The 20,526-nt window shown below is 60.8% G+C and carries 18 protein-coding genes; 13 read left to right on the forward strand and 5 right to left on the reverse strand.

Translation table 11 applies throughout. From position 1 onward, the window contains the following. Positions 1 to 155 precede the first annotated feature (155 nt). Entirely contained in the window at positions 156 to 2,075 is a 1,920-nt protein-coding gene (locus AC1RL5_RS28310; protein WP_492589946.1) for an ATP-binding cassette domain-containing protein, read from the forward strand. A 95-nt stretch (positions 2,076 to 2,170) separates the two neighbouring features. Here the strand turns inward: AC1RL5_RS28310 and AC1RL5_RS28315 are convergent, their stop codons facing one another. Next, positions 2,171 to 2,608 (reverse strand): universal stress protein, encoded by a 438-nt coding sequence (locus AC1RL5_RS28315; RefSeq protein WP_011060258.1) that lies wholly within the window; start codon positions 2,606 to 2,608, stop codon positions 2,171 to 2,173. A gap of 100 nt (positions 2,609 to 2,708) precedes the next feature. On the opposite strand from AC1RL5_RS28315, the gene AC1RL5_RS28320 reads away from it, so the two are divergent. The 10 genes from AC1RL5_RS28320 to AC1RL5_RS28365 all read left to right on the forward strand — a co-directional run bounded on the left by AC1RL5_RS28320 (position 2,709) and on the right by AC1RL5_RS28365 (position 13,860). Then, complete coding sequence (locus AC1RL5_RS28320) at positions 2,709 to 3,146, forward strand: hypothetical protein (protein WP_011060259.1); 438 nt, start codon at positions 2,709 to 2,711, stop codon at positions 3,144 to 3,146. Between the two features lie 555 nt (positions 3,147 to 3,701). Continuing rightward, a complete protein-coding gene (fadB, locus tag AC1RL5_RS28325) occupies positions 3,702 to 5,849 on the forward strand; it encodes a fatty acid oxidation complex subunit alpha FadB (protein WP_011060260.1) in 2,148 nt (715 codons plus the stop codon). Between the two features lie 28 nt (positions 5,850 to 5,877). Further along, positions 5,878 to 7,053 carry an acetyl-CoA C-acyltransferase FadA gene (gene fadA, locus AC1RL5_RS28330; protein ID WP_011060261.1) on the forward strand — a complete coding sequence of 392 codons (1,176 nt, stop codon included), beginning with the start codon at positions 5,878 to 5,880 and terminating at the stop codon, positions 7,051 to 7,053. A gap of 98 nt (positions 7,054 to 7,151) precedes the next feature. Then, positions 7,152 to 7,388, forward strand: coding sequence for a DUF1653 domain-containing protein (locus tag AC1RL5_RS28335; RefSeq protein WP_019093731.1), 237 nt, complete (start codon positions 7,152 to 7,154; stop codon positions 7,386 to 7,388). A gap of 114 nt (positions 7,389 to 7,502) precedes the next feature. Further along, positions 7,503 to 10,115 (forward strand): type I DNA topoisomerase, encoded by a 2,613-nt coding sequence (gene topA, locus AC1RL5_RS28340; RefSeq protein WP_011060262.1) that lies wholly within the window; start codon positions 7,503 to 7,505, stop codon positions 10,113 to 10,115. A 164-nt stretch (positions 10,116 to 10,279) separates the two neighbouring features. Then, positions 10,280 to 10,804, forward strand: a complete 525-nt coding sequence (locus AC1RL5_RS28345; protein WP_047336171.1) for a DUF6586 family protein — start codon at positions 10,280 to 10,282, stop codon at positions 10,802 to 10,804. Positions 10,805 to 10,854: 50 nt separating this feature from the next. Continuing rightward, positions 10,855 to 11,889, forward strand: a complete 1,035-nt coding sequence (locus tag AC1RL5_RS28350; RefSeq protein WP_093406265.1) for a hypothetical protein — start codon at positions 10,855 to 10,857, stop codon at positions 11,887 to 11,889. Beyond that, the gene (locus AC1RL5_RS28355) at positions 11,889 to 12,905 is read left to right on the forward strand and encodes a hypothetical protein (protein WP_093406260.1); all 1,017 of its coding nucleotides are present in this window, start codon (positions 11,889 to 11,891) and stop codon (positions 12,903 to 12,905) included. The genes AC1RL5_RS28350 and AC1RL5_RS28355 overlap by 1 nt, the downstream gene beginning before the upstream one ends. Positions 12,906 to 12,908: 3 nt before the next feature. Beyond that, the gene (locus tag AC1RL5_RS28360; protein WP_093406256.1) at positions 12,909 to 13,466 is read left to right on the forward strand and encodes a LemA family protein; all 558 of its coding nucleotides are present in this window, start codon (positions 12,909 to 12,911) and stop codon (positions 13,464 to 13,466) included. Positions 13,467 to 13,626: 160 nt separating this feature from the next. Then, entirely contained in the window at positions 13,627 to 13,860 is a 234-nt protein-coding gene (locus tag AC1RL5_RS28365) for a hypothetical protein (RefSeq protein WP_011060267.1), read from the forward strand. Positions 13,861 to 13,966: 106 nt separating this feature from the next. On the opposite strand, the gene sulA is transcribed toward AC1RL5_RS28365, so the two are convergent. Next, entirely contained in the window at positions 13,967 to 14,440 is a 474-nt protein-coding gene (gene sulA / locus AC1RL5_RS28370; protein WP_093406251.1) for an SOS-induced cell division inhibitor SulA, read from the reverse strand. 10 nt (positions 14,441 to 14,450) lie between these two features. Beyond that, positions 14,451 to 15,056, reverse strand: coding sequence for a transcriptional repressor LexA (gene lexA, locus AC1RL5_RS28375; protein WP_011060269.1), 606 nt, complete (start codon positions 15,054 to 15,056; stop codon positions 14,451 to 14,453). 251 nt (positions 15,057 to 15,307) lie between these two features. On the opposite strand from lexA, the gene AC1RL5_RS28380 reads away from it, so the two are divergent. Both AC1RL5_RS28380 and nagZ read left to right on the forward strand, forming a co-directional pair. Next, on the forward strand, positions 15,308 to 16,015 hold the full coding sequence (locus AC1RL5_RS28380) for a TetR/AcrR family transcriptional regulator (protein WP_011060270.1): 708 nt from the start codon (positions 15,308 to 15,310) through the stop codon (positions 16,013 to 16,015). Positions 16,016 to 16,195: 180 nt separating this feature from the next. Then, on the forward strand, positions 16,196 to 17,194 hold the full coding sequence (gene nagZ / locus AC1RL5_RS28385; protein WP_492589971.1) for a beta-N-acetylhexosaminidase: 999 nt from the start codon (positions 16,196 to 16,198) through the stop codon (positions 17,192 to 17,194). A gap of 54 nt (positions 17,195 to 17,248) precedes the next feature. Here the strand turns inward: nagZ and AC1RL5_RS28390 are convergent, their stop codons facing one another. Continuing rightward, complete coding sequence (locus AC1RL5_RS28390; protein ID WP_072451564.1) at positions 17,249 to 19,939, reverse strand: DEAD/DEAH box helicase; 2,691 nt, start codon at positions 19,937 to 19,939, stop codon at positions 17,249 to 17,251. An 11-nt stretch (positions 19,940 to 19,950) separates the two neighbouring features. Next, a complete protein-coding gene (locus tag AC1RL5_RS28395) occupies positions 19,951 to 20,517 on the reverse strand; it encodes a CsiV family protein (protein ID WP_015634817.1) in 567 nt (188 codons plus the stop codon). Between the last annotated feature and the right edge of the window lie 9 nt (positions 20,518 to 20,526).

Here is a 20,526-nt window from a genome sequence, read left to right on the forward strand (position 1 = left end):
CTAGCTTAGCCTTTTGCCAGCAACCGGTGAAAGCTTTGCCGGCCTGCTGGCATCAGTTGGCAACAAATGTGCCGCGAGCACCCTCTTGGGCGAAATACCCGGCCTTCTGTGGGCTCAACTCAGGTAGAATGCGCGCCCGGTTTTTGGAGAAGAACATGACCCTGCTCAAATTCAGCGATGTGTCCCTTGCTTTCGGCGCCATGCCGTTGTTGGACAAGGTGTCCTGGCAGATCGCCCGTGGTGAGCGGGTGTGCATCATCGGCCGTAACGGTACTGGTAAATCCAGCATGATGAAGCTGGTCAAGGGCGATCAGAAGCCCGACGACGGCTCCGTATGGCGCGCACCCGGTCTGAAGATCGGCGAATTGCCCCAGGAATTGCCGGTGGCCGACGAGCGGACCGTGTTCGACGTGGTCGCCCAGGGCCTGGACGGTGTCGGCGAGTTGCTGGCTCAGTACCACCACCTGAGCCAGAACATCGTCACCGACGCCGATCTGGAAAAACTGATGCACGTCCAGCACGACCTCGAAGCCCGTGACGGCTGGCGCCTGCAACAACTGGTGGACAGCACCCTGAGCCGCCTGCAGCTGCCGGCCGACAAGACCCTCGCCGAGTTGTCCGGCGGCTGGCGTCGTCGCGTGCTGCTAGCCCAGGCCCTGGTGTCCGAGCCGGACCTGCTGCTGCTCGACGAGCCCACCAACCACCTGGACATCGGTGCCATCGCCTGGCTGGAAGAGGCGCTGAAGGATTTCCAGGGGGCCGTCCTCTTTATCACCCACGACCGTTCCTTCCTGCAGAACCTGGCCACCCGCATCCTCGAACTGGACCGCGGCGGCCTGATCGACTGGAACGGCGACTACGCCAGCTTCCTGGTGCACAAGGAAGCCATGCTGGCGGCGGAAGAAACCGCCAACGCGCTGTTCGACAAGCGCCTGGCCCAGGAGGAAGTCTGGATTCGCCAGGGCATCAAGGCCCGGCGCACCCGCAACGAAGGCCGCGTGCGCGCCCTCAAGGCGCTGCGTGTCGAGCGCAGCGAACGTCGCGAGCGTACCGGCAAGGCCAATATCCAGCTGGAAACCGCAGACAAGTCCGGCAAGCAGGTGATGGTGCTGGAGAACGTCAGCTTCGCTCACCCGGACGGTCCGTTCCTGGTCAAGGACTTCTCCATGGTCCTGCAGCGCGGCGACCGCATCGGCCTCTTGGGCGCCAACGGTACCGGCAAGACCACGCTGCTCAAGCTGATGCTCGGTGGCCTGGTGCCCAGCAGCGGTAGGGTGGAAGAGGGTACGCGTATCGACGTGGCCTACTTCGACCAGTTGCGCCATCAACTGGATCTGGAAAAGACCGTGATCGACAACGTCGCCGAAGGTCGCGACTTCATTGAGATCGATGGCCAGAGCCGCCACGTGCTGAGCTACCTCGGCGACTTCCTGTTCAGCCCGCAGCGTGCTCGCACGCCGGTCAAGGCGTTGTCTGGCGGCGAGCGTGCGCGGTTGCTGCTGGCCAAGCTGTTCAGTAAACCGGCCAACCTGCTGGTGCTCGATGAACCGACCAACGACCTGGATGTGGAAACCCTCGAACTGCTGGAAGAGGTGCTGCTGACCTTCCAGGGCACTGTGCTGATGGTCAGCCACGACCGGGCATTCCTCGACAACGTGGTGACCAGCACCCTGGTCTTCGAAGGCGAAGGCAAGGTGCGCGAGTACGTCGGCGGCTATCAGGACTGGTTGCGCCAGGGCGGTTCGCCGCGGTTGCTGGGAGTGACCGAGAACAAGTCCGGCAAGGCCGAGCTGAATTCTGCAGTGGTGGCACCGGTACAGGCGGCTCCGGCTCCTGCCCAGGAAGCGCCGGCGGCGAAAAAGAAGCTCAGCTACAAATTGCAGCGCGAGCTTGAGGCTTTGCCGGGGCAGATCGATGCCATGGAGCAGCAGATTGCCGGGGTCGAGGCGGAAATGGCCGACGCTGGTTTCTATCAGCGCCCGGCGGCGGAAACTGCAGCGGTAATTGCCCGCCTTGAGCAGTTGAATGCCGAACTGGAGCAGATGGTCGAGCGCTGGGCCGAATTGGATGCCTGAGTGACCGGTCGCTGATAAAAAAGCCCGACTGCAGAGTCGGGCTTTTTTTCAGTGCGCTTGCCGGCTTTTGGGAGCCGGCAACCCTCGGGGCGGGTTCAGCGTTTGACCAGGTGCACGGCCAGCACATCGCAAGGCGCGCCGTGCAGGACGTCATTGGCGGTGGAGCCCAGCAGCAGGGCCAGGCCATGTCGGCCGTGGCTGCCGACCACGATCAGGTCGCATTCCTGTTCCTTGGCCAGGTGATGGATTTCCTGGCGCGGCTGGCCGTAGGTCAGGTGGCTGTATTCCTTGGTCAGCTCCGGGTACTTGTTGATCAGCCGATCAAGGCGCTCCCGGGCCTGGTCGAACTGTTGCTGCTGCAACTGCGAAAGATCCATGGGGACGTCGCCCCCGAAGGCCATGGCCATGGGTTCGACAATGTGCACCAGGGACAGCTTGGCTCCATTGCTCACCGACAGCTCGCGAGCACGGTGGATAACAGGATCGCACTCTTCGGTTAGATCTACGGCGACCAGAATATGGTGGTAGGGCATGAGGTGCTCCTCCTGAGGGTTGCAATAGCTTCAAGTATGGCTGGTTTCAAGCGGGTTGGTTTGACCCAGGTCCCGCTCATCAAAAATCGAGAGTACAGATATGACGGTCTGGATAGTGGTGTCAATCCTTGCGGTAGTTCTCAGTCCGCTGGCGTGGTTGCGACCTTCTCGTCGCCAGAGCGGGTTGATCGCCTTGCGCATGGAGGCGCGACGCATGGGCCTGGCCATGCAACTGGCCCCTCAGGAGTGGCCGCACTGGCTGGGCCAGGAGCCGCCCAACCCTTGCCCGCAGTATCACCGGCCACGGCGCAGCGGGCAGCCTGTGTGTTGGAGTTATTGGCAGATCGCGCCGGGCAACTGGGTCAATCAGTGGCGCGAGCCCTGTGTCGATGAGTCACTGCTCAAGCACTTCCAGGCCTTGCCGGCAGGGGTGTTCAAGGTCGAGGCGGACAAGCAGATGATCGCCCTGTACTGGAACGAGCGTGGCGAGGTCAGTGTTTTGCAGGATATTGCCTCGGTGCTCAAGGCGTTGGCCTGAGTCATCCAGGGGAGGGTGCGCGCGGCAATCGCGGGCAGCCGGCAATAAAAAGCCCGATATCAGCATCGGGCGGGGATGGCCAGGCAGGCCGGTAATCTCGTGGCTGCCACTCGGGGTGGCCTCTTGCAGAATGGGGCGGCGCCCCTGTCACACAAACTGTGCGGCTTCTTCAGATATTTTCCCAGCGTAGTCGCTCTTTATCCCATTCAGTGGGAGATTTAGGGCGCATTTTCTAAATATAGATCCTATGAATGACTATGAATGCAGGGGTGTGTTGATCGTCCAGGGAGCAATGGAGTGACCGCAAAGTCGCGTTTCAAACAGCATTTTGGACGATTGACAATTGCTGGATTTTCCCTGAATGTGGCGTACCCAAATCAAACGGGCGTATGAAATGAGCGTTTGCATCGCAGGCGGCTCTATACAGAATCCCGACTATCGCGTTGGCGGGTGTGCCTGGCGGATTGGCGTTAGCATCGACGGTGACGTTAGTGCCATGCCAGAAGTCAGCGTCCGACGTGTACTGTTCAGCTTCCATATCGTGGAGATCAGTTGATGATTTACGAAGGTAAAGCCATCACGGTTAAGGCTCTTGAAAGTGGCATCGTCGAATTGAATTTCGACCTCAAGGGTGAGTCCGTCAACAAGTTCAACCGTCTAACCCTGAACGAATTGCGTCAGGCTGTTGACACCATCAAGGCAGATGCTTCGATCAAGGGCGTGATCGTCAGCAGCGGCAAGGACGTGTTCATCGTCGGCGCCGACATCACCGAGTTTGTCGACAACTTCAAGCTGCCGGATGCCGAGCTGGTGGCAGGCAACCTCGAAGCCAACAAGATCTTCAGCGATTTCGAAGACCTCAACGTGCCAACCGTTGCCGCGATCAACGGCATCGCCCTGGGCGGCGGCCTGGAAATGTGCCTGGCGGCGGACTACCGCGTCATGGCTGCCAGTGCCAAGATCGGCTTGCCGGAAGTCAAGCTGGGCATCTACCCGGGCTTCGGCGGTACCGTGCGCCTGCCGCGTCTGATCGGTGCCGACAACGCCATCGAGTGGATTGCCGCCGGCAAGGAAAACCGTGCTGAAGACGCGCTGAAAGTCGGTGCCGTCGACGCCGTGGTTGCTCCAGACAAACTCAAGGACGCCGCTCTGGCCCTGGTCAAGCGCGCCATTTCCGGCGAGTTCGACTACAAGGCCAAGCGCCAGCCTAAGCTGGAAAAGCTCAAGCTCAACGCCATTGAGCAGATGATGGCTTTCGAAACCGCCAAAGGTTTCGTGGCCGGCCAGGCTGGCCCGAACTACCCGGCACCGGTCGAAGCGATCAAGACCATTCAGAAAGCCGCCAACTTCGGTCGCGACAAAGCCTTGGAAGTAGAGGCTGCCGGCTTCGTCAAACTGGCCAAGACCTCTGCTGCGCAAAGCCTGATCGGCCTGTTCCTGAACGATCAGGAACTGAAGAAAAAGGCCAAGGCCTACGACGAAATCGCCAAGGACGTGAAGCAGGCCGCCGTACTCGGCGCCGGTATCATGGGTGGCGGCATCGCCTACCAGTCGGCCTCCAAAGGTACGCCGATCCTGATGAAGGACATCAACGAACACGGCATCGAGCAGGGGCTGGCGGAAGCCGCAAAACTGCTGGTGGGCCGTGTTGACAAAGGCCGCATGACCGCCGCGAAGATGGCTGAAGTGCTCAACGGCATTCGTCCGACCCTGTCCTACGGTGACTTCGGCAACGTCGACCTGGTGGTTGAGGCCGTGGTCGAGAACCCCAAGGTCAAGCAGATCGTACTGGCTGAAGTGGAAGGCCAGGTCAAGGAGGACACCATCCTGGCGTCCAACACCTCGACCATTTCCATCAGCCTGCTGGCCAAGGCTCTCAAGCGTCCGGAAAACTTCGTCGGCATGCACTTCTTCAACCCGGTGCACATGATGCCGCTGGTGGAAGTGATCCGTGGCGAGAAGTCCAGCGAGCTGGCCGTTGCCACCACCGTTGCCTACGCCAAGAAAATGGGCAAGAACCCGATCGTGGTCAACGACTGCCCGGGCTTTTTGGTCAACCGCGTGCTGTTCCCGTACTTCGGCGGTTTCGCCAAGCTGGTCAGCGCCGGTGTGGACTTCGTGCGCATCGACAAGATCATGGAGAAATTCGGCTGGCCAATGGGCCCGGCGTACCTGATGGACGTGGTCGGCATCGACACCGGCCACCACGGTCGCGACGTCATGGCCGAAGGCTTCCCGGATCGCATGAAGGACGATCGCCGCTCGGCCGTGGACGTGCTCTACGAAGCCAAGCGCCTGGGCCAGAAGAACGGCAAGGGCTTCTACGCCTACGAAACCGACAAGAAGGGCAAGCAGAAGAAGGTGGCCGATCCGTCGGTGCTGGAAGTGCTCAAGCCGATTGTCTACGAGCAGCGTGAAGTCACCGACGAAGACATCATCAACTGGATGATGATCCCGTTGTGCCTGGAAACCGTTCGTTGCCTGGAAGACGGCATCGTTGAAACCGCTGCCGAAGCTGACATGGGCCTGGTCTACGGCATTGGTTTCCCTCCATTCCGTGGCGGTGCGCTGCGCTACATCGATTCCATCGGTGTTGCCGAGTTCGTTGCCCTGGCCGACCAGTACGCCGATCTGGGCGCGCTGTACCACCCGACCGCGAAGCTGCGTGAAATGGCCAAGAACGGCCAGAGCTTCTTCGGTTAAGCGCCCACACTAGAGCGAGAGTGAACATATGAGCTTGAATCCTAGAGACGTCGTGATTGTCGACTTCGGTCGTACTCCGATGGGCCGCTCCAAGGGCGGCATGCACCGCAACACCCGCGCCGAAGACATGTCGGCGCACCTGATCAGCAAACTGCTGGAACGCAACGCCAAGGTCGACCCGGCGGAAGTCGAGGACGTGATCTGGGGCTGCGTCAACCAGACCCTGGAGCAGGGCTGGAACATCGCACGCATGGCGTCGCTGATGACCCAGATCCCGCACACCTCGGCCGGCCAGACCGTCAGCCGCCTGTGTGGCTCGTCCATGAGTGCTTTGCACACTGCCGCGCAAGCGATCATGACCGGCAACGGTGACGTGTTCGTGGTCGGCGGCGTCGAGCACATGGGCCACGTGAGCATGATGCACGGTGTCGATCCGAACCCGCACATGTCCCTGTACGCAGCCAAAGCCTCCGGCATGATGGGCCTGACCGCCGAGATGCTGGGCAAGATGCACGGCATCACCCGTGAGCAGCAGGACGCCTTTGGCGTGCGCTCGCACCAGCTCGCCCACAAGGCGACTGTGGAAGGCAAGTTCAAGGATGAAATCATCCCGATGCAGGGTTACGACGAGAACGGTTTCCTGAAACTGTTCGACTACGACGAAACCATCCGTCCCGAGACCACCCTGGAGAGCCTGGCGGCCCTGAAGCCGGCGTTCAACCCTAAAGGTGGTACCGTGACTGCCGGTACTTCGTCGCAGATCACCGACGGTGCCTCGTGCATGATCGTGATGTCGGCCCAGCGCGCCCAGGACCTGGGTATCCAGCCGATGGCGGTGATTCGTTCGATGGCCGTTGCAGGTGTGGATCCGGCCATCATGGGCTATGGTCCAGTACCGGCCACGCAGAAAGCCCTGAAGCGCGCGGGCCTGGGCATCAACGATATCGACTTCTTCGAGCTCAACGAAGCTTTCGCTGCACAGGCCCTGCCAGTGCTGAAAGATCTGAAAGTGCTCGACAAGATGAACGAGAAGGTTAACCTGCACGGCGGCGCGATCGCCCTGGGTCACCCGTTCGGTTGCTCCGGCGCACGTATCTCCGGGACCCTGCTCAACGTCATGAAGCAGAATGGCGGCACCTTCGGGGTGTCCACCATGTGCATCGGCCTTGGCCAGGGTATCTCGACCGTCTTCGAACGCGTTTAAGCGTTGGGTTGATGGAAGCCGGGGCCCAGTGCCCCGGTTTTTGTTTTTCTGAAGATTTGTTTGTCTTTATTTTGAAAAAATTGCACGAGGGCCAGAGCATGCAGTTACAACCCGGGCTCTATCAGCATTACAAGGGGCCGCAGTACCGCGTTTTCAGCGTGGCGCGGCACTCGGAAACGGAAGAAGAAGTGGTGTTCTACCAAGCCCTGTATGGGGATTACGGCTTTTGGGTGCGGCCCTTGAGCATGTTCCTGGAGTCGGTCGAAGTTGACGGCGAGCAGGTCCCGCGCTTTGCTTTGGTGCAGGCCGAACCCAGTCTTTTTTCACCGGCATGAGTACAGGTCGCGCAGTACCCTGCGCTTGACCTCACCCTGTTGCCACTATATATAGCGGTGCCGCGTCAGGCGCCAACCGCCTTTCACTTCTCGAATTCAGGAATTTTCTGATCCATGGGCAAATCGCTGGTCATTGTGGAATCCCCGGCTAAGGCCAAGACCATCAACAAGTACTTGGGTAACCAATACGTGGTGAAGTCGAGTATCGGCCATATCCGAGACCTGCCCACCAGCGGTTCGGCAAGTGCCGCCAAGGAGCCAGCCGCCAAGCGTGGCAAGGCCGCTGCGGGCGAAGCCCCGGCTCTGTCGCCGAAGGAAAAGGCTCGCAAGCAGCTGGTGTCGCGCATGGGCGTCGATCCCGAGCACGGCTGGAAAGCCAAGTACGAAATCCTCCCTGGCAAGGAAAAGGTCATCGAAGAGCTGCGCCGCCTTGCCAAGGATGCCGACACCATCTATCTCGCAACGGACTTGGACCGCGAAGGGGAAGCCATTGCCTGGCACCTGCGGGAAGCCATCGGCGGTGATGACAGCCGCTACAAGCGTGTGGTGTTCAACGAAATCACCAAGAAGGCGATCCAGGAAGCCTTCTCCCAGCCGGGCGAGCTGGACATTGATCGAGTCAATGCCCAGCAGGCGCGACGCTTCCTCGACCGCGTGGTGGGCTACATGGTTTCGCCGCTGCTGTGGGCGAAGATTGCCCGTGGCCTGTCTGCCGGTCGCGTGCAGTCGGTAGCCGTGAAGCTGGTGGTGGAGCGCGAGCGTGAGATTCGTGCCTTCATCCCGGAAGAATACTGGGAAGTACACGCTGACCTGGGCACTGCCAAGGGCTCGAATGTGCGTTTTGAAGTGGCCCGTGAAAACGGTGAAGCCTTCAAGCCGCTCAACGAAGCACAGGCCATGGCCGCCCTGGAGAAGCTCAAGGCCTCGGCCTACAGCGTCGCCAAGCGTGAAGACAAGCCCACCAGCAGCAAGCCATCGGCGCCGTTCATCACCTCCACGCTGCAGCAGGCTGCGAGCAATCGCCTGGGCTTCGGGGTGAAGAAGACCATGATGATGGCCCAGCGTCTGTATGAAGCCGGCTACATCACCTATATGCGTACCGACTCCACCAACCTCTCGGCCGATGCCGTGGCGATGGCGCGTACCTATATCGAAGACGAGTTCGGCAACAAGTACCTGCCGGCTTCGCCTAACGTCTACAGCAGCAAGGAAGGGGCCCAGGAGGCGCACGAAGCGATTCGTCCGTCCGATGTGAATACCCACCCAAGCAAGCTGTCGGGCATGGAACGTGACGCTGAGCGCCTCTACGAGCTGATCTGGCGCCAGTTCGTCGCCTGCCAGATGCTGCCGGCGCAATACCTGTCCACCACCGTCAGCGTCGCCGCTGGCGATTTCGAGCTGCGTGCCAAGGGCCGCATCCTCAAGTTCGACGGTTACACCCGGGTCATGCCGCAGATGGCCAAGCCGGGCGATGACGATGTGCTGCCGGAAATGGCCCAAGGCGAAGTGCTGAAGCTGATCAAGCTCGATCCGAGCCAGCACTTCACCAAGCCACCGGCGCGTTACTCCGAAGCCAGCCTGGTGAAGGAAATGGAAAAGCGCGGCATTGGTCGTCCTTCGACCTATGCGGCAATCATTTCGACCATCCAGGATCGCGGCTATGTGACCCTGCACAACCGTCGTTTCTATTCGGAAAAGATGGGCGACATCGTCACTGAGCGCCTTTCCGAGAGCTTCTCCAACCTTATGGACTACGGCTTCACCGCCGGCATGGAAGAGAACCTCGATGACGTGGCCCAGGGCGAGCGCGACTGGAAGAACGTCCTCGACGAATTCTACGGCGACTTCAAGAAGAAGCTCGAAGTGGCCGAGGGCGCCGAAAGCGGCATGCGCGCCAACCAGCCGGTAATGACCGATATCCCATGCCAGACCTGCGGCCGGCCGATGCAGATCCGTACCGCCTCCACCGGCGTGTTCCTCGGCTGCTCGGGCTACAGCCTGCCGCCCAAGGAGCGTTGCAAGGCCACCGTCAACCTGGTGCCTGGCGACGAGATCGCCGCGGACGACGAGGGCGAGTCCGAATCCCTGGTGCTGCGCGGCAAGCATCGTTGCCCGATCTGCAGTACGGCGATGGATGCCTACCTGCTGGACGAAAAGCGCAAGCTGCACATCTGCGGTAACAACCCGGATTGCGCCGGCTACGAGATCGAAGAGGGCAGCTACCGGATCAAGGGGTATGAAGGCCCGAGCCTGGAGTGTGATAAGTGCGGCAGCGAGATGCAGCTCAAGACCGGCCGTTTCGGCAAGTTCTTCGGTTGCACCAACCCGACCTGCAAGAACACTCGCAAGCTGCTGAAAAGCGGTGACGCGGCGCCGCCGAAGATGGACCCGGTGAAGATGCCCGAGCTCAAGTGCGAGAAGGTCAACGACACCTACATCCTGCGCGATGGCGCTTCGGGCCTGTTCCTGGCGGCCAGTCAGTTCCCAAAAAACCGCGAGACCCGTGCGCCGTTGGTGCTGGAACTGATCCCGCACAAGGATGAGATCGATCCCAAGTACCACTTCCTCTGCGAAGCTCCGCAGAAGGACCCGGACGGCCGCCCTGCGGTGGTGCGTTACAGCCGCAAGACCAAAGAGCAGTACGTGCAGACCGAAGTCGACGGCAAGCCGACAGGCTGGCGTGCCTTCTACGACGGCGGTAAATGGAAGGTCGAAGACAAGCGCTAAGTGCTTGGCCTGCCGAGGGCTAGCTTCTCGGTGTAGCGACCAACAGGGCCGCATGACTCCTTCAAGGGGGCATGCGGCCTTTCTTTTGCTTGCGGCAAGCTGGAGTGATCCCTGAAACTGTGCCGTCTGCATCTGGTTCTCTTTTCGCAGTGGAGGCTGCCCATATGGCCCACGAGCTCTATACCCGTACCAATCAGAAAATCTACTTTGCCGGTCTGTCGCTCGAAGCCCTGGCACGCGCTGAGGAAGGGCGGGCCATGAATGCCCAGGCGCAGGTCCAGGCGGGGCGCGAGTCGGTGCTGTTCCACCTGTACGGGGCCTTGCTGGGGCTGTGCCATGAAATTGCCGGGTTCTATCGGCTGCCGCAGGCCAATGCGGCCCGGGTCGAGCAGATCCTCAATCGTGAAGTGCTGCAAAGCATTGCCATTCCCGAGTTGGCAGAGCTGGTGGAATTGGCGCACAGCCCGCAAACCTGGCTGGCGCAACTGCTGTCTGCTTACAGCGAGCTGTTTCAGCCGCCACAGGCGCCGCACAAGCCCAAGGGCGACGTAACCCAGCCACTGATTGTTGCGGTCAATCTGGATGAAGAGGAGCCCGAGCAGGCACTGAGTCGGGAAGAGCTGGAAAGCTGGCGGCAGAACCTCAAGGCCCTGGCCATTCGTTTCAGGGATGGCCTTAACGAGTGTTGATCCTGAGCGCTGCTTGATTGGTGGCGTGACTATTTGATCAAGGAAGATTCATGCTGTTCTTCTTGCGTGACCAAGCGCTGCTTCGCCTGCTGAACGATTGCCGGGTGCGAGTGGTTCGTGCCCAGTCCAATACTGACTTGCTGGAAGTGCTCGACAGGCTGGAGATATTCCCCGGCGGTCTGGAATTCGACCATGTGCAGGCAATAACGCTTCTGGTCCTGGCGTTTGCCTCCCTGGCTGTCGCGCTGCTGATGGACGGCATGGGCGGGATGTTCTGGGTGTTTCTGGCTCTGTGTTTCTTTAGCTATTACGTCAGCAAAGGGGCCTCTGGCTCCTTGACTGATCTGGCGGCAAGCATCGTGCGCAAGTGCGTAATGTTTCATCATGGCTTGAGCGAATCCGATAGCAGTGCCGACTGGCGCCTGAAAAGGCTGAACAACGAGTTCAGCGATTACCAGCGGGGTAATGAGCGACGCCATATCCAGGATTCGCTCCAGGGTGTCTACCAGGGGCCTCGCCAGTCCTTGACGTTCGAGTATCACCATCTGCAGTACGTCAATTCCAGGCAAGAGCCTGGTGCCGGCGGCAGCTATCGCACTGTCTACGACACGTACAACCGCTACAGTCTGGTGCTGGATTTCCCGTGGGTGACAGAGATTACGGTTCGCTCCAGTCCCCTGGAAGTGTCATTGGCGGGGCAGCCGTTCAAGACCGGTCGCGATGATTTCGACCAGGTCTTTGTACTGCGCGGTAATGATCAGGCCTGTTGCGAACACTTCGCCAGGCCAGCAACCCTGGACCTCCTGATGGAGCTTTCACGCCATCTTTACCGGGTCAATCTGGAATTTTCCAGTCAAGGGCGGCTCTGTCTGAGCTTTGATAATGCGGACATCATTGCCCATGCCGATCCGGGCTCGCTGAGTGACTTGGCGGTCTTTCGCGAGCGGATCAAGGCGGGTATCGAGTTGCCGAAGCTGTATTCACTGTTGGAGTTGGTGCATCGGTTGGCGCAGTTGCATGACAGCCATGCTCTTGCTGCCGTTCCAGATGTTCCTGAGGCTGGCAACTTGATCAAGGAAATTTAATGCAGTTTCTCAAGCACGATGCCGAGTTGGTGAAGTTGTTGGCCACTAGCAATGCAGAGGTGGCTCGAGCCAAGAGCAACGAGGATCTATTGAGGGTCATCGCCAGGCTCCAGTCCTTCAGGGGAGGGTTGGAGTTCGATCATGCCCAGTCCTGGCTGCTGTTGATGCTGGCTATTGTGTCGGCGATCCCGGCCATGGCGGGTGTGGAGCTGATGTGGTTTGCGACGGCCTGCCTGGGTTTTGCCACCTTGTATACCTGGATGGGCCGTAAAGCCGTGTTAGACGAGTTGCCGCAGAAAATAGCCCGTAAGTGTTCATTTCTCAGTAACGGCCTTTGGGACCCGGGCGGAACCGCCGATGAGTGTTTCACGCAACTGAGCAGTGAGTTCGACGACTATGATCGCGGCAATGACAGCCGCCGTATCGAGGCTTCAGCCAAGGGGGCCTACCAGGGCCCGCGGCATCAGTTGTCCTTTGTCTTTCACCATCTGCGTTATGTGAACTCCCACTACAAACGCAAATCCGATGGCGAGAGCGAGCGGGTCTATGAGAGTTTCGATCGCTTCAGCCTGGTGGTGGACTTTCCTTGGGTCAGAGGGGTGATGGTGCGCAGTGATCTGCCAAATACAAAGAGCAAGAAGCGCAAAGTCTTTGAGACTACTTCCGATGACTTCAACAGAAGCTTCAGTTTCACCGGTGATAGTGAGCTGGCTTGCGCGAAGTTCGCAACGCCCACCACACTGGCTCTCTTGCTGGAACTTCGTCAGCGGCTGAAAAAGGTGAATCTGGAATTCTCCAGCGAGGGTCATTTATGTCTGAGTTTCGATGATGCCGAGGTCATGGCCTACAAGGATCCGGGCACGTTTGACGATCTGCCGAGTTTCTACGCCAATATCGAGCAGGGCCTGCCGTTGCCTAACCTGTTTCCGGTGCTGGCCCTGGTGCATGAGTTGGCGGAGCTGCACGACAACAATTTCGATCTTCCGCTGAAGGTCACTGATGAAATGGAGCAGTAGAGTATGGAGTTGTTGCTGGTCATCGCGATTGCCTTGGGCGTTCTTGCCTATGTGCACTACAACAAGATTGTCGGTGCGCATAACCGGGCCCAGCGGGCCTGGTCGGATGTGCTGACCTACCAGCGCCAGAGGATCAAGGTGCTGGACATGCTGGAACCGCAAGTGGCTGGCTTCCAGGCCTATGAAAGCCAGTTGCTGGAAAAGATCGTTGGGCTGCGTAGTGCCATTGGTAGCTTGCCATCCGCAGCCGACGGCGATGCGCTCAAGTCGGTAGACCAGGGCACCAAGGCTTTGCTGGGCGGTTTGAATCTTGCGTTTGAGGCCTATCCCGACCTCAAATCCGTTGAGTTGTTGAGCAACCTGATGCGCGAGGTTGCCGAGCAGGAAGGCAATATCGGTGGGGCGATTACCCTGTTCAACCTGAATGTGGAGCGCTTCAACAACTCCATTCAGATGTTTCCCGGCTCCCTGGTCAATCGGTTGGTCCTGAAGAAGTCGCTGATCACGCCGTTTTCCGACAGCCAGGCCTCGGCAGGTTTTGAATACAAGCCGAATTTCTGAAGGGGGGGCTGGCACGGGCTTGGGGTCGGTTTGGCTAGGTGTTGATTGCAAGGATCGGGAAGTAATTCCTGGTGAGGGGGCACGCCCCCCTTGCAAGATCCTGAGCGGGGCAGGGGTGATGACTGATATAATCCCGCCCTTTCGTGGAGACCAGACCTTTATGCCAACGTCCTTTCTAGAAATTGTCGAGTTGCCAGACGGCCGTATCGAGCTGCGCAGAGCTGAGGACGAGGGTTCTCTGGTTACTTTGGATTTCTCCGAGGATGCCAAAGCCTTTCTGCAAGGTCAGCACGTGGAAGTGGCCAAGGCCATGTTGAGCGTCGGCGTACAGATGGCCGGTCGATTGGTTGAAGGTGAAATTGACAAGGAAGATGGCCCGCGGGTTCTGCACTAAGCCCGTCTATCGGGTTTCTCCGGTCATCCGTCGCATTTGTTCCGGCTTCTCAATCCTGGAGAAGCCTTGTGTCATTCAAGCGTAAATCCCACGCTTTCCCGGTGTTTCATCCCAGGCGAATATTCAGGCTCTGCGCATCGCCAGTCCGGGCGGCGCTGATCATCTGTTGTCGGGCGCTGGCGCTCAACGGGTTCAACCAGCTGACTACGGTATGACTGCGACCCAGGCGCAGGGCCTCGCAGGCGAGCTGTTGCGGGCTCTGATTGCCCCGGGGGTGCAGCAGCAGGATCCCCTCGCGATTCAGGCCGGCGTCCCGTAGCCAGCTTTGGGTCAGGCTGGAGGGCGGGGCGATCAGTGTCAGCCAGCGCGCGTCCTGGTCCTGGCTGAGTTCCCGAAGGATCGGTGCCAATAGGTTCAGGCAGTTCCCGGCGGCGCCGCGTAACGACAGCTCGCTGAAGGCTTCTGGATCTTTGTTCCAGGGCGATTCGACCACTTCCTTGAGGGCGGGTGCCAATGGCTGGGCCAGGAACGCCTCGAACAGTGGCAGTTGTGCTTGCTGTGGTGTGTGGGGGAACTGCATGGAGCCTCCTTTAGCGGCGAATGACGCCGACACTCAAGCCTTCGATCACCAGATCCTGATCTTTCAGGTTGACTTCGATGGGGGCGAATTCAGGGTTCTCGGCAATCAGCCAGACCTTGCTGCCTTCGCGCTTGAAGCGCTTGACCGTGACCTCATCGCCGATGCGCGCCACCACGACCTGGCCATTGCGGGCCTCGCGAGTGGTGTGTACCGCCAACAGGTCACCGTCGAAGATGCCGATGTCCTTCATGCTCATGCCATGGACGCGAAGCAGGTAGTCGGCGCGAGGGTGGAAGAAGGTCGGGTTGATATTGCAGGACTCTTCGATGTGCTGCTGAGCCAGGATCGGTGCACCGGCGGCGACACGGCCAATGATCGGCAGGGTATCGTCGGCCTTGGCTTCGAAGCCGGGAATGCGGATTCCGCGGGAGGCACCCGGGGTCATCTCGATGGCGCCCTTGCGGGCCAGGGCCTTGAGGTGTTCCTCAGCGGCGTTGGGCGATTTGAATCCCAGTTCCTGGGCAATTTCCGCACGGGTGGGCGGGTAGCCGTTGTCTTCGAGGCAACGTTTGATAAAAGCCAGAATCTCAGCTTGGCGTGGCGTCAGTTTTAGCATGTCGATCGCTCTGTCTTTTTATACAGTGACTGGGATTATATACAGTGAACGTCGCTTGGCAATCCTCCTTTTGCCTGAGGTGGCCGAGCGGTTGTCATCCGGGTGCCGCAATCACGCGCCGAAGGCTGGCTACAGTGGCCGGCAGGTGTGATTAAATAGCGCGCCGGACGGCTTGCGCAGAAGCCGGCAGGCTTGACATTGCAAAGCCTGAAACGTATGTTTCAAACAAGTGTTTGTCAGGCGGAGTAGCCATGGCCCAGTCGGAAACCGTTGAACGCATTCTCGATGCTGCCGAGCAGTTGTTCGCGGAAAAAGGTTTTGCCGAAACCTCATTGCGGCTGATCACCAGCAAGGCCGGGGTCAACCTGGCAGCGGTCAACTATCATTTCGGGTCCAAGAAGGCCTTGATCCAGGCGGTATTCTCGCGTTTCCTCGGCCCGTTCTGCATCAGCCTCGATCGTGAGCTTGAGCGTCGCCAGTCCAGGCCGGAGAACAAGCCGAGCCTGGAAGAGCTGCTGGAGATCCTCGTCGAGCAGGCCCTAGTAGTGCAGCCGCGCAGCGGTAACGACCTGTCGATCTTCATGCGTCTGCTGGGGCTGGCGTTCAGCCAGAGCCAGGGGCACTTGCGGCGTTATCTGGAGGACATGTACGGCAAGGTGTTCCGCCGCTACATGCTGCTGGTCAACGAAGCGGCGCCGCGTATTCCGCCCATCGAGCTGTTCTGGCGCGTGCACTTCATGCTCGGCGCTGCGGCGTTCAGCATGTCCGGGATCAAGGCGCTGCGGGCTATCGCCGAAACCGATTTCGGGGTCAATACCTCCATCGAGCAGGTGATGCGCCTGATGGTGCCGTTCCTCGCCGCCGGCATGCGTGCCGAAACCGGCGTCACCGACGAAGCCATGGCCAGCGCCCAGCTCAAGCCGCGCAGCAAATCGGCCCCGGCAGCCGCTAAGGCCTGACCCACGGGTGGGCGCGACAGCTTACATCCGCTAAGCTAGCCGCCCATGCCGATTCTCGTTCTATATCCCGTGCCTTCCCTGCGCCGATGCTGCTCGGCCGGCTGCATCCATGCGGATGCGGCTAGAACAGCGTTGCCTGGAAGCCATCGTAGTGCTTAAGGAATTTCTATGACTGCTGGCCTGCAAGGCTCTTTGATGGTGGACGTCGCCGGTACCTGGCTGACGGCCGAAGATCGCCAACTCCTGCGCCAGCCGCAGGTCGGTGGGTTGATCATCTTCGCTCGCAATATCGAACATCCGCGCCAGGTACGGGAGCTGTGCGCGGCGATTCGCGCGATTCGCCCGGACCTGTTGTTGGCCGTGGACCAGGAGGGCGGCCGGGTGCAGCGTCTGCGCCAGGGCTTTGTGCGCCTGCCGGCCATGCGTGCCCTGGCCGACAATGCTAATGCCGAGTACCTGGCCGAGCAGTGTGGCTGGGTCATGGCCACCGAGGTGCTGGCGGTGGGGCTGGACCTGAGCTTCGCCCCGGTACTGGACCTCGATCACCAGCGCAGCGCGGTGGTGGGCAGCCGGGCTTTTGAGGGCGACCCCGAGCAGGCGGCGTTGCTCGCCGGTGCGTTTATCCGCGGTATGAACAGCGCCGGCATGGCCGCTACCGGCAAGCACTTTCCCGGGCACGGCTGGGCCGAGGCCGACTCCCATGTGGCGATTCCCAATGACGAGCGCAGTCTGGATGAAATCCGTGCCAAGGACCTGCTGCCCTTTGCTCGTCTGAGCACGCAGTTGGCGGCAGTGATGCCTGCGCACGTCATCTATCCGCAAGTCGACCCTCAACCGGCCGGCTTCTCGCGCTACTGGTTGCAGGACATCCTGCGTGGAGAGCTGCAATTTGACGGGGTGATCTTCAGCGATGACCTGTCCATGGCCGGCGCCCATGTCGTCGGGGACGCGGCAAGCCGGATCGAAGCGGCGCTGACCGCCGGTTGCGACATGGGGCTGGTATGCAATGACCGTGCTGCCGCCGAGCTGGCCCTGAGTGCCGTGCAGCGCCTCAAGGTGCAGCCTTCGCCACGCATCGCGCGGATGCGTGGCCAGGCCTTCGCCAATATCGAGTACAAGCAGGATCCGCGTTGGTTGGCGGCGCTGGGTGCCCTCAAGGATGCCCAGTTGATCGACTGACGACTTTGCAAGGGGACTCCGGACAATTCTGGATGCCCCCGCACGTGGCCGGTCTCAGCGGCCGCCCTTGTTGTCCGGCAGTGGGGCGAACAAGGCTTCGATGTCGTCGCTCTGCAGCTTCCAGTCACCGGCCTTGCGCCCATCAAGCACGCCTGCCGCCAGGTCCGATTTTTCCTGCTGCAGGTGCTGGATCTTTTCTTCCACCGTACCTCGGGCAATCAGCTTGTAGACGAACACGGGCTTTTCCTGGCCGATGCGATAGGCGCGGTCGGTAGCCTGGCTCTCGGTGGCCGGGTTCCACCACGGGTCGTAGTGAATCACCGTATCGGCTTCGGTCAGGTTGAGGCCGACACCACCGGCCTTGAGGCTGATCAGGAAAATCTGCAGCTTGCCGCTCTGGAAGTCCCGTACCGGAGTGCGCCGGTCCCGGGTCTGGCCGGTGAGCAAGGCGTAGGCGATGTTGCGCCGCTTCAGCTCGGCCTCGATCAGGCTCAGCATCGAGGTGAACTGCGAGAACAGCAGAATCCGCCGGCCTTCTTCGAACAGTTCTTCAAGCATTTCCATCAGGCTGTCGAGCTTGCCTGAGGAGCTGCCCCGTGTGGGTGGCGAGTCGTTGACCAGGCGCAGGTCGCAGCACACCTGGCGCAGTTTGAGCAGGGCTTCAAGAATGATGATCTGGCTGCGTGCCACACCTTTGCGGGTGATTTCGTCGCGCACTTTCTTGTCCATGGCCAGGCGCATGGTTTCGTAGACATCACGCTGCGCCTCGTTGAGCTCGACCCAGTGGATGATCTCGGTCTTGGGCGGCAGTTCGGTGGCCACTTGCTCCTTGGTACGGCGCAGCAGGAAGGGCTTGATCCGGCCGTTGAGGTGCTGCAGGCGCACCTCGCTGGCGTGCTTTTCAATCGGTACCCGGTAGTCACGGTTGAAGCTCTTGGCATCGCCAAGCCAGCCCGGCATGAGGAAGTGGAACAGCGACCAGAGCTCTCCCAGATGGTTTTCCAACGGCGTGCCGGACAGGCACAGGCGCTGCCGGGCATTGAGTTCCCGAGCAGCCTGGGCGGCCTTGCTCGACGGGTTCTTGATGTACTGCGCCTCATCGAGGATCAGCACATGCAGGGGCTGGGCCGCCAGCAGTTCGATGTCCTTGGGCAGCAGCGCATAGGTGGTCAGCAGCAAGTCATGGTCGCCCAGTTGGGCGAAGTGTTTCTTGCGCCCGGCGCCATACAGCGCCAGTACCTTGAGCTGCGGGGTGAAGTGCGCGGCCTCGTCCAGCCAGTTGGGAATCAGGCTGGTGGGCATTACCACCATGCAGGGGCGGTCCAGGCGCCCGGCGTTCTTCTCGCTGAGTATGTGCGCCAGGGTTTGCAGGGTCTTGCCCAGGCCCATGTCGTCGGCCAGGATGCCGCCCACTTCCAGCTGGCGCAGTGACTGCATCCAGCTCAGGCCTTCGAGCTGATAGGGGCGCAGGGTGGCGTTCAGGCCCTGGGGCGCCGGCGCCGAGTAGTCGCGGATGTCCCGCAGGCGCTGGGCGAAGGTGCGAATGTGTTCGCCGCCTTCCCATAGCAGTGGCAGGTCCTGCAACGGGTTGAGGCGGGTGGCGTCGGCGCTGCTCAAGCGCAGGGTGGTATCGCCGGGTTCTTGCAGATAGAACTCGCCCAGGGTTGCCAGTACCGGCTTCAGGCGGCCATAGGGCAGTGCCACTTGCAGCGGACCATGCAGGGAGTTGGGCCGATGGGGAATGTTCACCAGGATCAGCTCGTCGTCGCGGCGCTTGGCCAGGCGCTCCGGATTGAGGATCTCGGTGTGTGAGCGCATCAGGTTGAGTAAAATCGGCAGCAGGCTCAAGCGCTCGCCGTTGACGATGATCCCCAGTTCCAGGTCGAACCAGTCGCGGCCCGGGGCCTCGTCGACACTGGCGTACCAGTCGTCCACCGCCGTCAGGTCGAAGCCGAAGCCCTCGTCGATCTGCAGCTCCCAGCCCTGGCTGCGCAGCTTGGGCAGTTCGTTGAGGGTGAAGGTCAGCCAGGCGCTGTCGTTGACCATCTCGAACAGCTCGCCGGCGCTTTCCGGCAGTGCCTTGCTCTGCCGGGTGGCGATCTTGAAGCCCAGGCCTCGCAATTGCTCGCGCCAGCCCTGCTCCAGCTCGGGCTGGCGCTTGATGCGCAGGCTCTGGTGTTCCTGGCGGATGATCACATCGGTGTTCTTCTGCCCGCTGGCGTACTCGCCCCTGTAGTTGAACGACAGTGCGGCGCGGTGCTGGATGTAGCGCTGCATCTTGCCGTTGCGCGGTTCGAAGGCGCTGAACTCGATGCTTGCCAGCCACAGCCGCGGCACTGGGCGCACGTCTTCCAGTAGTACCTGGGGCAGGGCGGCGGGGCGACGGCTGTCGAGGACTGCGGAGAGCTTTTCCAGCAGTTCGGCGTCCTGGGCTGCCGCCGGGTAGGCCAGGGTTTCCTCCACTTGCAGCAGCACCGCAGCGATGTGCTTGCAGTTGCTGCGTACTGGGCAGGTGCAGTGGGCGTCGATCAGCAGCAGGTTGCCCTTGCTCGATTCGCGCAGGGTGATGGTCTGCCGGTACACGGTGCCGCCGGAGCCTTCGCAACTGGCGGTGATAGCGCTGTCTCCGGCCGTGGCGATGCGCACGCGTTTTTCCAGGGCGTAGCGCCGGCCACGCTCCAAGGCTTGTTCCTTGAAGCGGTTGACCCAGGAGGAGGCCAGGGGTTTGGTCAGGGGCGGGGTCATAGGGACTTCGATCAGTCCGGAATTTCAGTTGGAGCGGGGCGCGGTGCCGGTGCGGTCAGCGAGGTGATCTTGATCAGCAGCGCCAGGTGGCCGTTGTCCAGGTAGTTGAGCTGGCCATTCTTGGTATGGCTCTGCTGTTTCAGGCGCTCGCTGCTGGTGACCAGGCCGTTGCTGTCGATCTGGTTGACCCAGAAGTCCGCGTCCACATCGGTGAAGCGCCCGAGCTTCAGGCTCAGGGTGCCTTCGATGGGGAACTGGCCGAACTGTTCCGGGCCATCGCTGAGGGCAACCTTTACCGGGGTTTCCCCCAGGGTCTGTTGCCAGGCCTTGTGCAACAGCACGCTGTAGCTGCCGCTGGCGCCGAGCTTTTCCACGATGCTGCCCAGGGCCGGGGTACGCAGGCTGTCCGGGCTCAGCCGTTGAGCGCCGGCGGCCCAGTCTTCGGGGGCTGCACGGCTGACGATCAGCGGCTCGGCGTTCTGCCGTACGAGGATCATTTCCACCTGGTACAGGTCATCGGCAAAGGCCGTTGGCGCGACCAGGGCCAGGAGCAGGGTCAGGGAGCGGAACAGGCGCATGGGGCGTCC

The organism is Pseudomonas sp. GW822-FHT06D10, from assembly GCF_058799535.1.

Excerpts from the sequence above, each read along its gene's own strand:
- AC1RL5_RS28355 (WP_093406260.1), top strand. The coding sequence starts at position 11,889 with ATGCAGTTTCTCAAGCACGATGCCGAGTTGGTGAAGTTGTTGGCCACT.
- lexA (WP_011060269.1), bottom strand. The coding sequence starts at position 15,056 with ATGCTAAAACTGACGCCACGCCAAGCTGAGATTCTGGCTTTTATCAAA.
- topA (WP_011060262.1), top strand. The coding sequence starts at position 7,503 with ATGGGCAAATCGCTGGTCATTGTGGAATCCCCGGCTAAGGCCAAGACC.
- AC1RL5_RS28360 (WP_093406256.1), top strand. The coding sequence starts at position 12,909 with ATGGAGTTGTTGCTGGTCATCGCGATTGCCTTGGGCGTTCTTGCCTAT.
- fadA (WP_011060261.1), top strand. The coding sequence starts at position 5,878 with ATGAGCTTGAATCCTAGAGACGTCGTGATTGTCGACTTCGGTCGTACT.
- AC1RL5_RS28335 (WP_019093731.1), top strand. The coding sequence starts at position 7,152 with ATGCAGTTACAACCCGGGCTCTATCAGCATTACAAGGGGCCGCAGTAC.
- AC1RL5_RS28320 (WP_011060259.1), top strand. The coding sequence starts at position 2,709 with ATGACGGTCTGGATAGTGGTGTCAATCCTTGCGGTAGTTCTCAGTCCG.
- AC1RL5_RS28390 (WP_072451564.1), bottom strand. The coding sequence starts at position 19,939 with ATGACCCCGCCCCTGACCAAACCCCTGGCCTCCTCCTGGGTCAACCGC.
- AC1RL5_RS28365 (WP_011060267.1), top strand. The coding sequence starts at position 13,627 with ATGCCAACGTCCTTTCTAGAAATTGTCGAGTTGCCAGACGGCCGTATC.
- sulA (WP_093406251.1), bottom strand. The coding sequence starts at position 14,440 with ATGCAGTTCCCCCACACACCACAGCAAGCACAACTGCCACTGTTCGAG.
- AC1RL5_RS28345 (WP_047336171.1), top strand. The coding sequence starts at position 10,280 with ATGGCCCACGAGCTCTATACCCGTACCAATCAGAAAATCTACTTTGCC.
- AC1RL5_RS28395 (WP_015634817.1), bottom strand. The coding sequence starts at position 20,517 with ATGCGCCTGTTCCGCTCCCTGACCCTGCTCCTGGCCCTGGTCGCGCCA.
- AC1RL5_RS28310 (WP_492589946.1), top strand. The coding sequence starts at position 156 with ATGACCCTGCTCAAATTCAGCGATGTGTCCCTTGCTTTCGGCGCCATG.
- AC1RL5_RS28380 (WP_011060270.1), top strand. The coding sequence starts at position 15,308 with ATGGCCCAGTCGGAAACCGTTGAACGCATTCTCGATGCTGCCGAGCAG.
- fadB (WP_011060260.1), top strand. The coding sequence starts at position 3,702 with ATGATTTACGAAGGTAAAGCCATCACGGTTAAGGCTCTTGAAAGTGGC.
- AC1RL5_RS28350 (WP_093406265.1), top strand. The coding sequence starts at position 10,855 with ATGCTGTTCTTCTTGCGTGACCAAGCGCTGCTTCGCCTGCTGAACGAT.
- AC1RL5_RS28315 (WP_011060258.1), bottom strand. The coding sequence starts at position 2,608 with ATGCCCTACCACCATATTCTGGTCGCCGTAGATCTAACCGAAGAGTGC.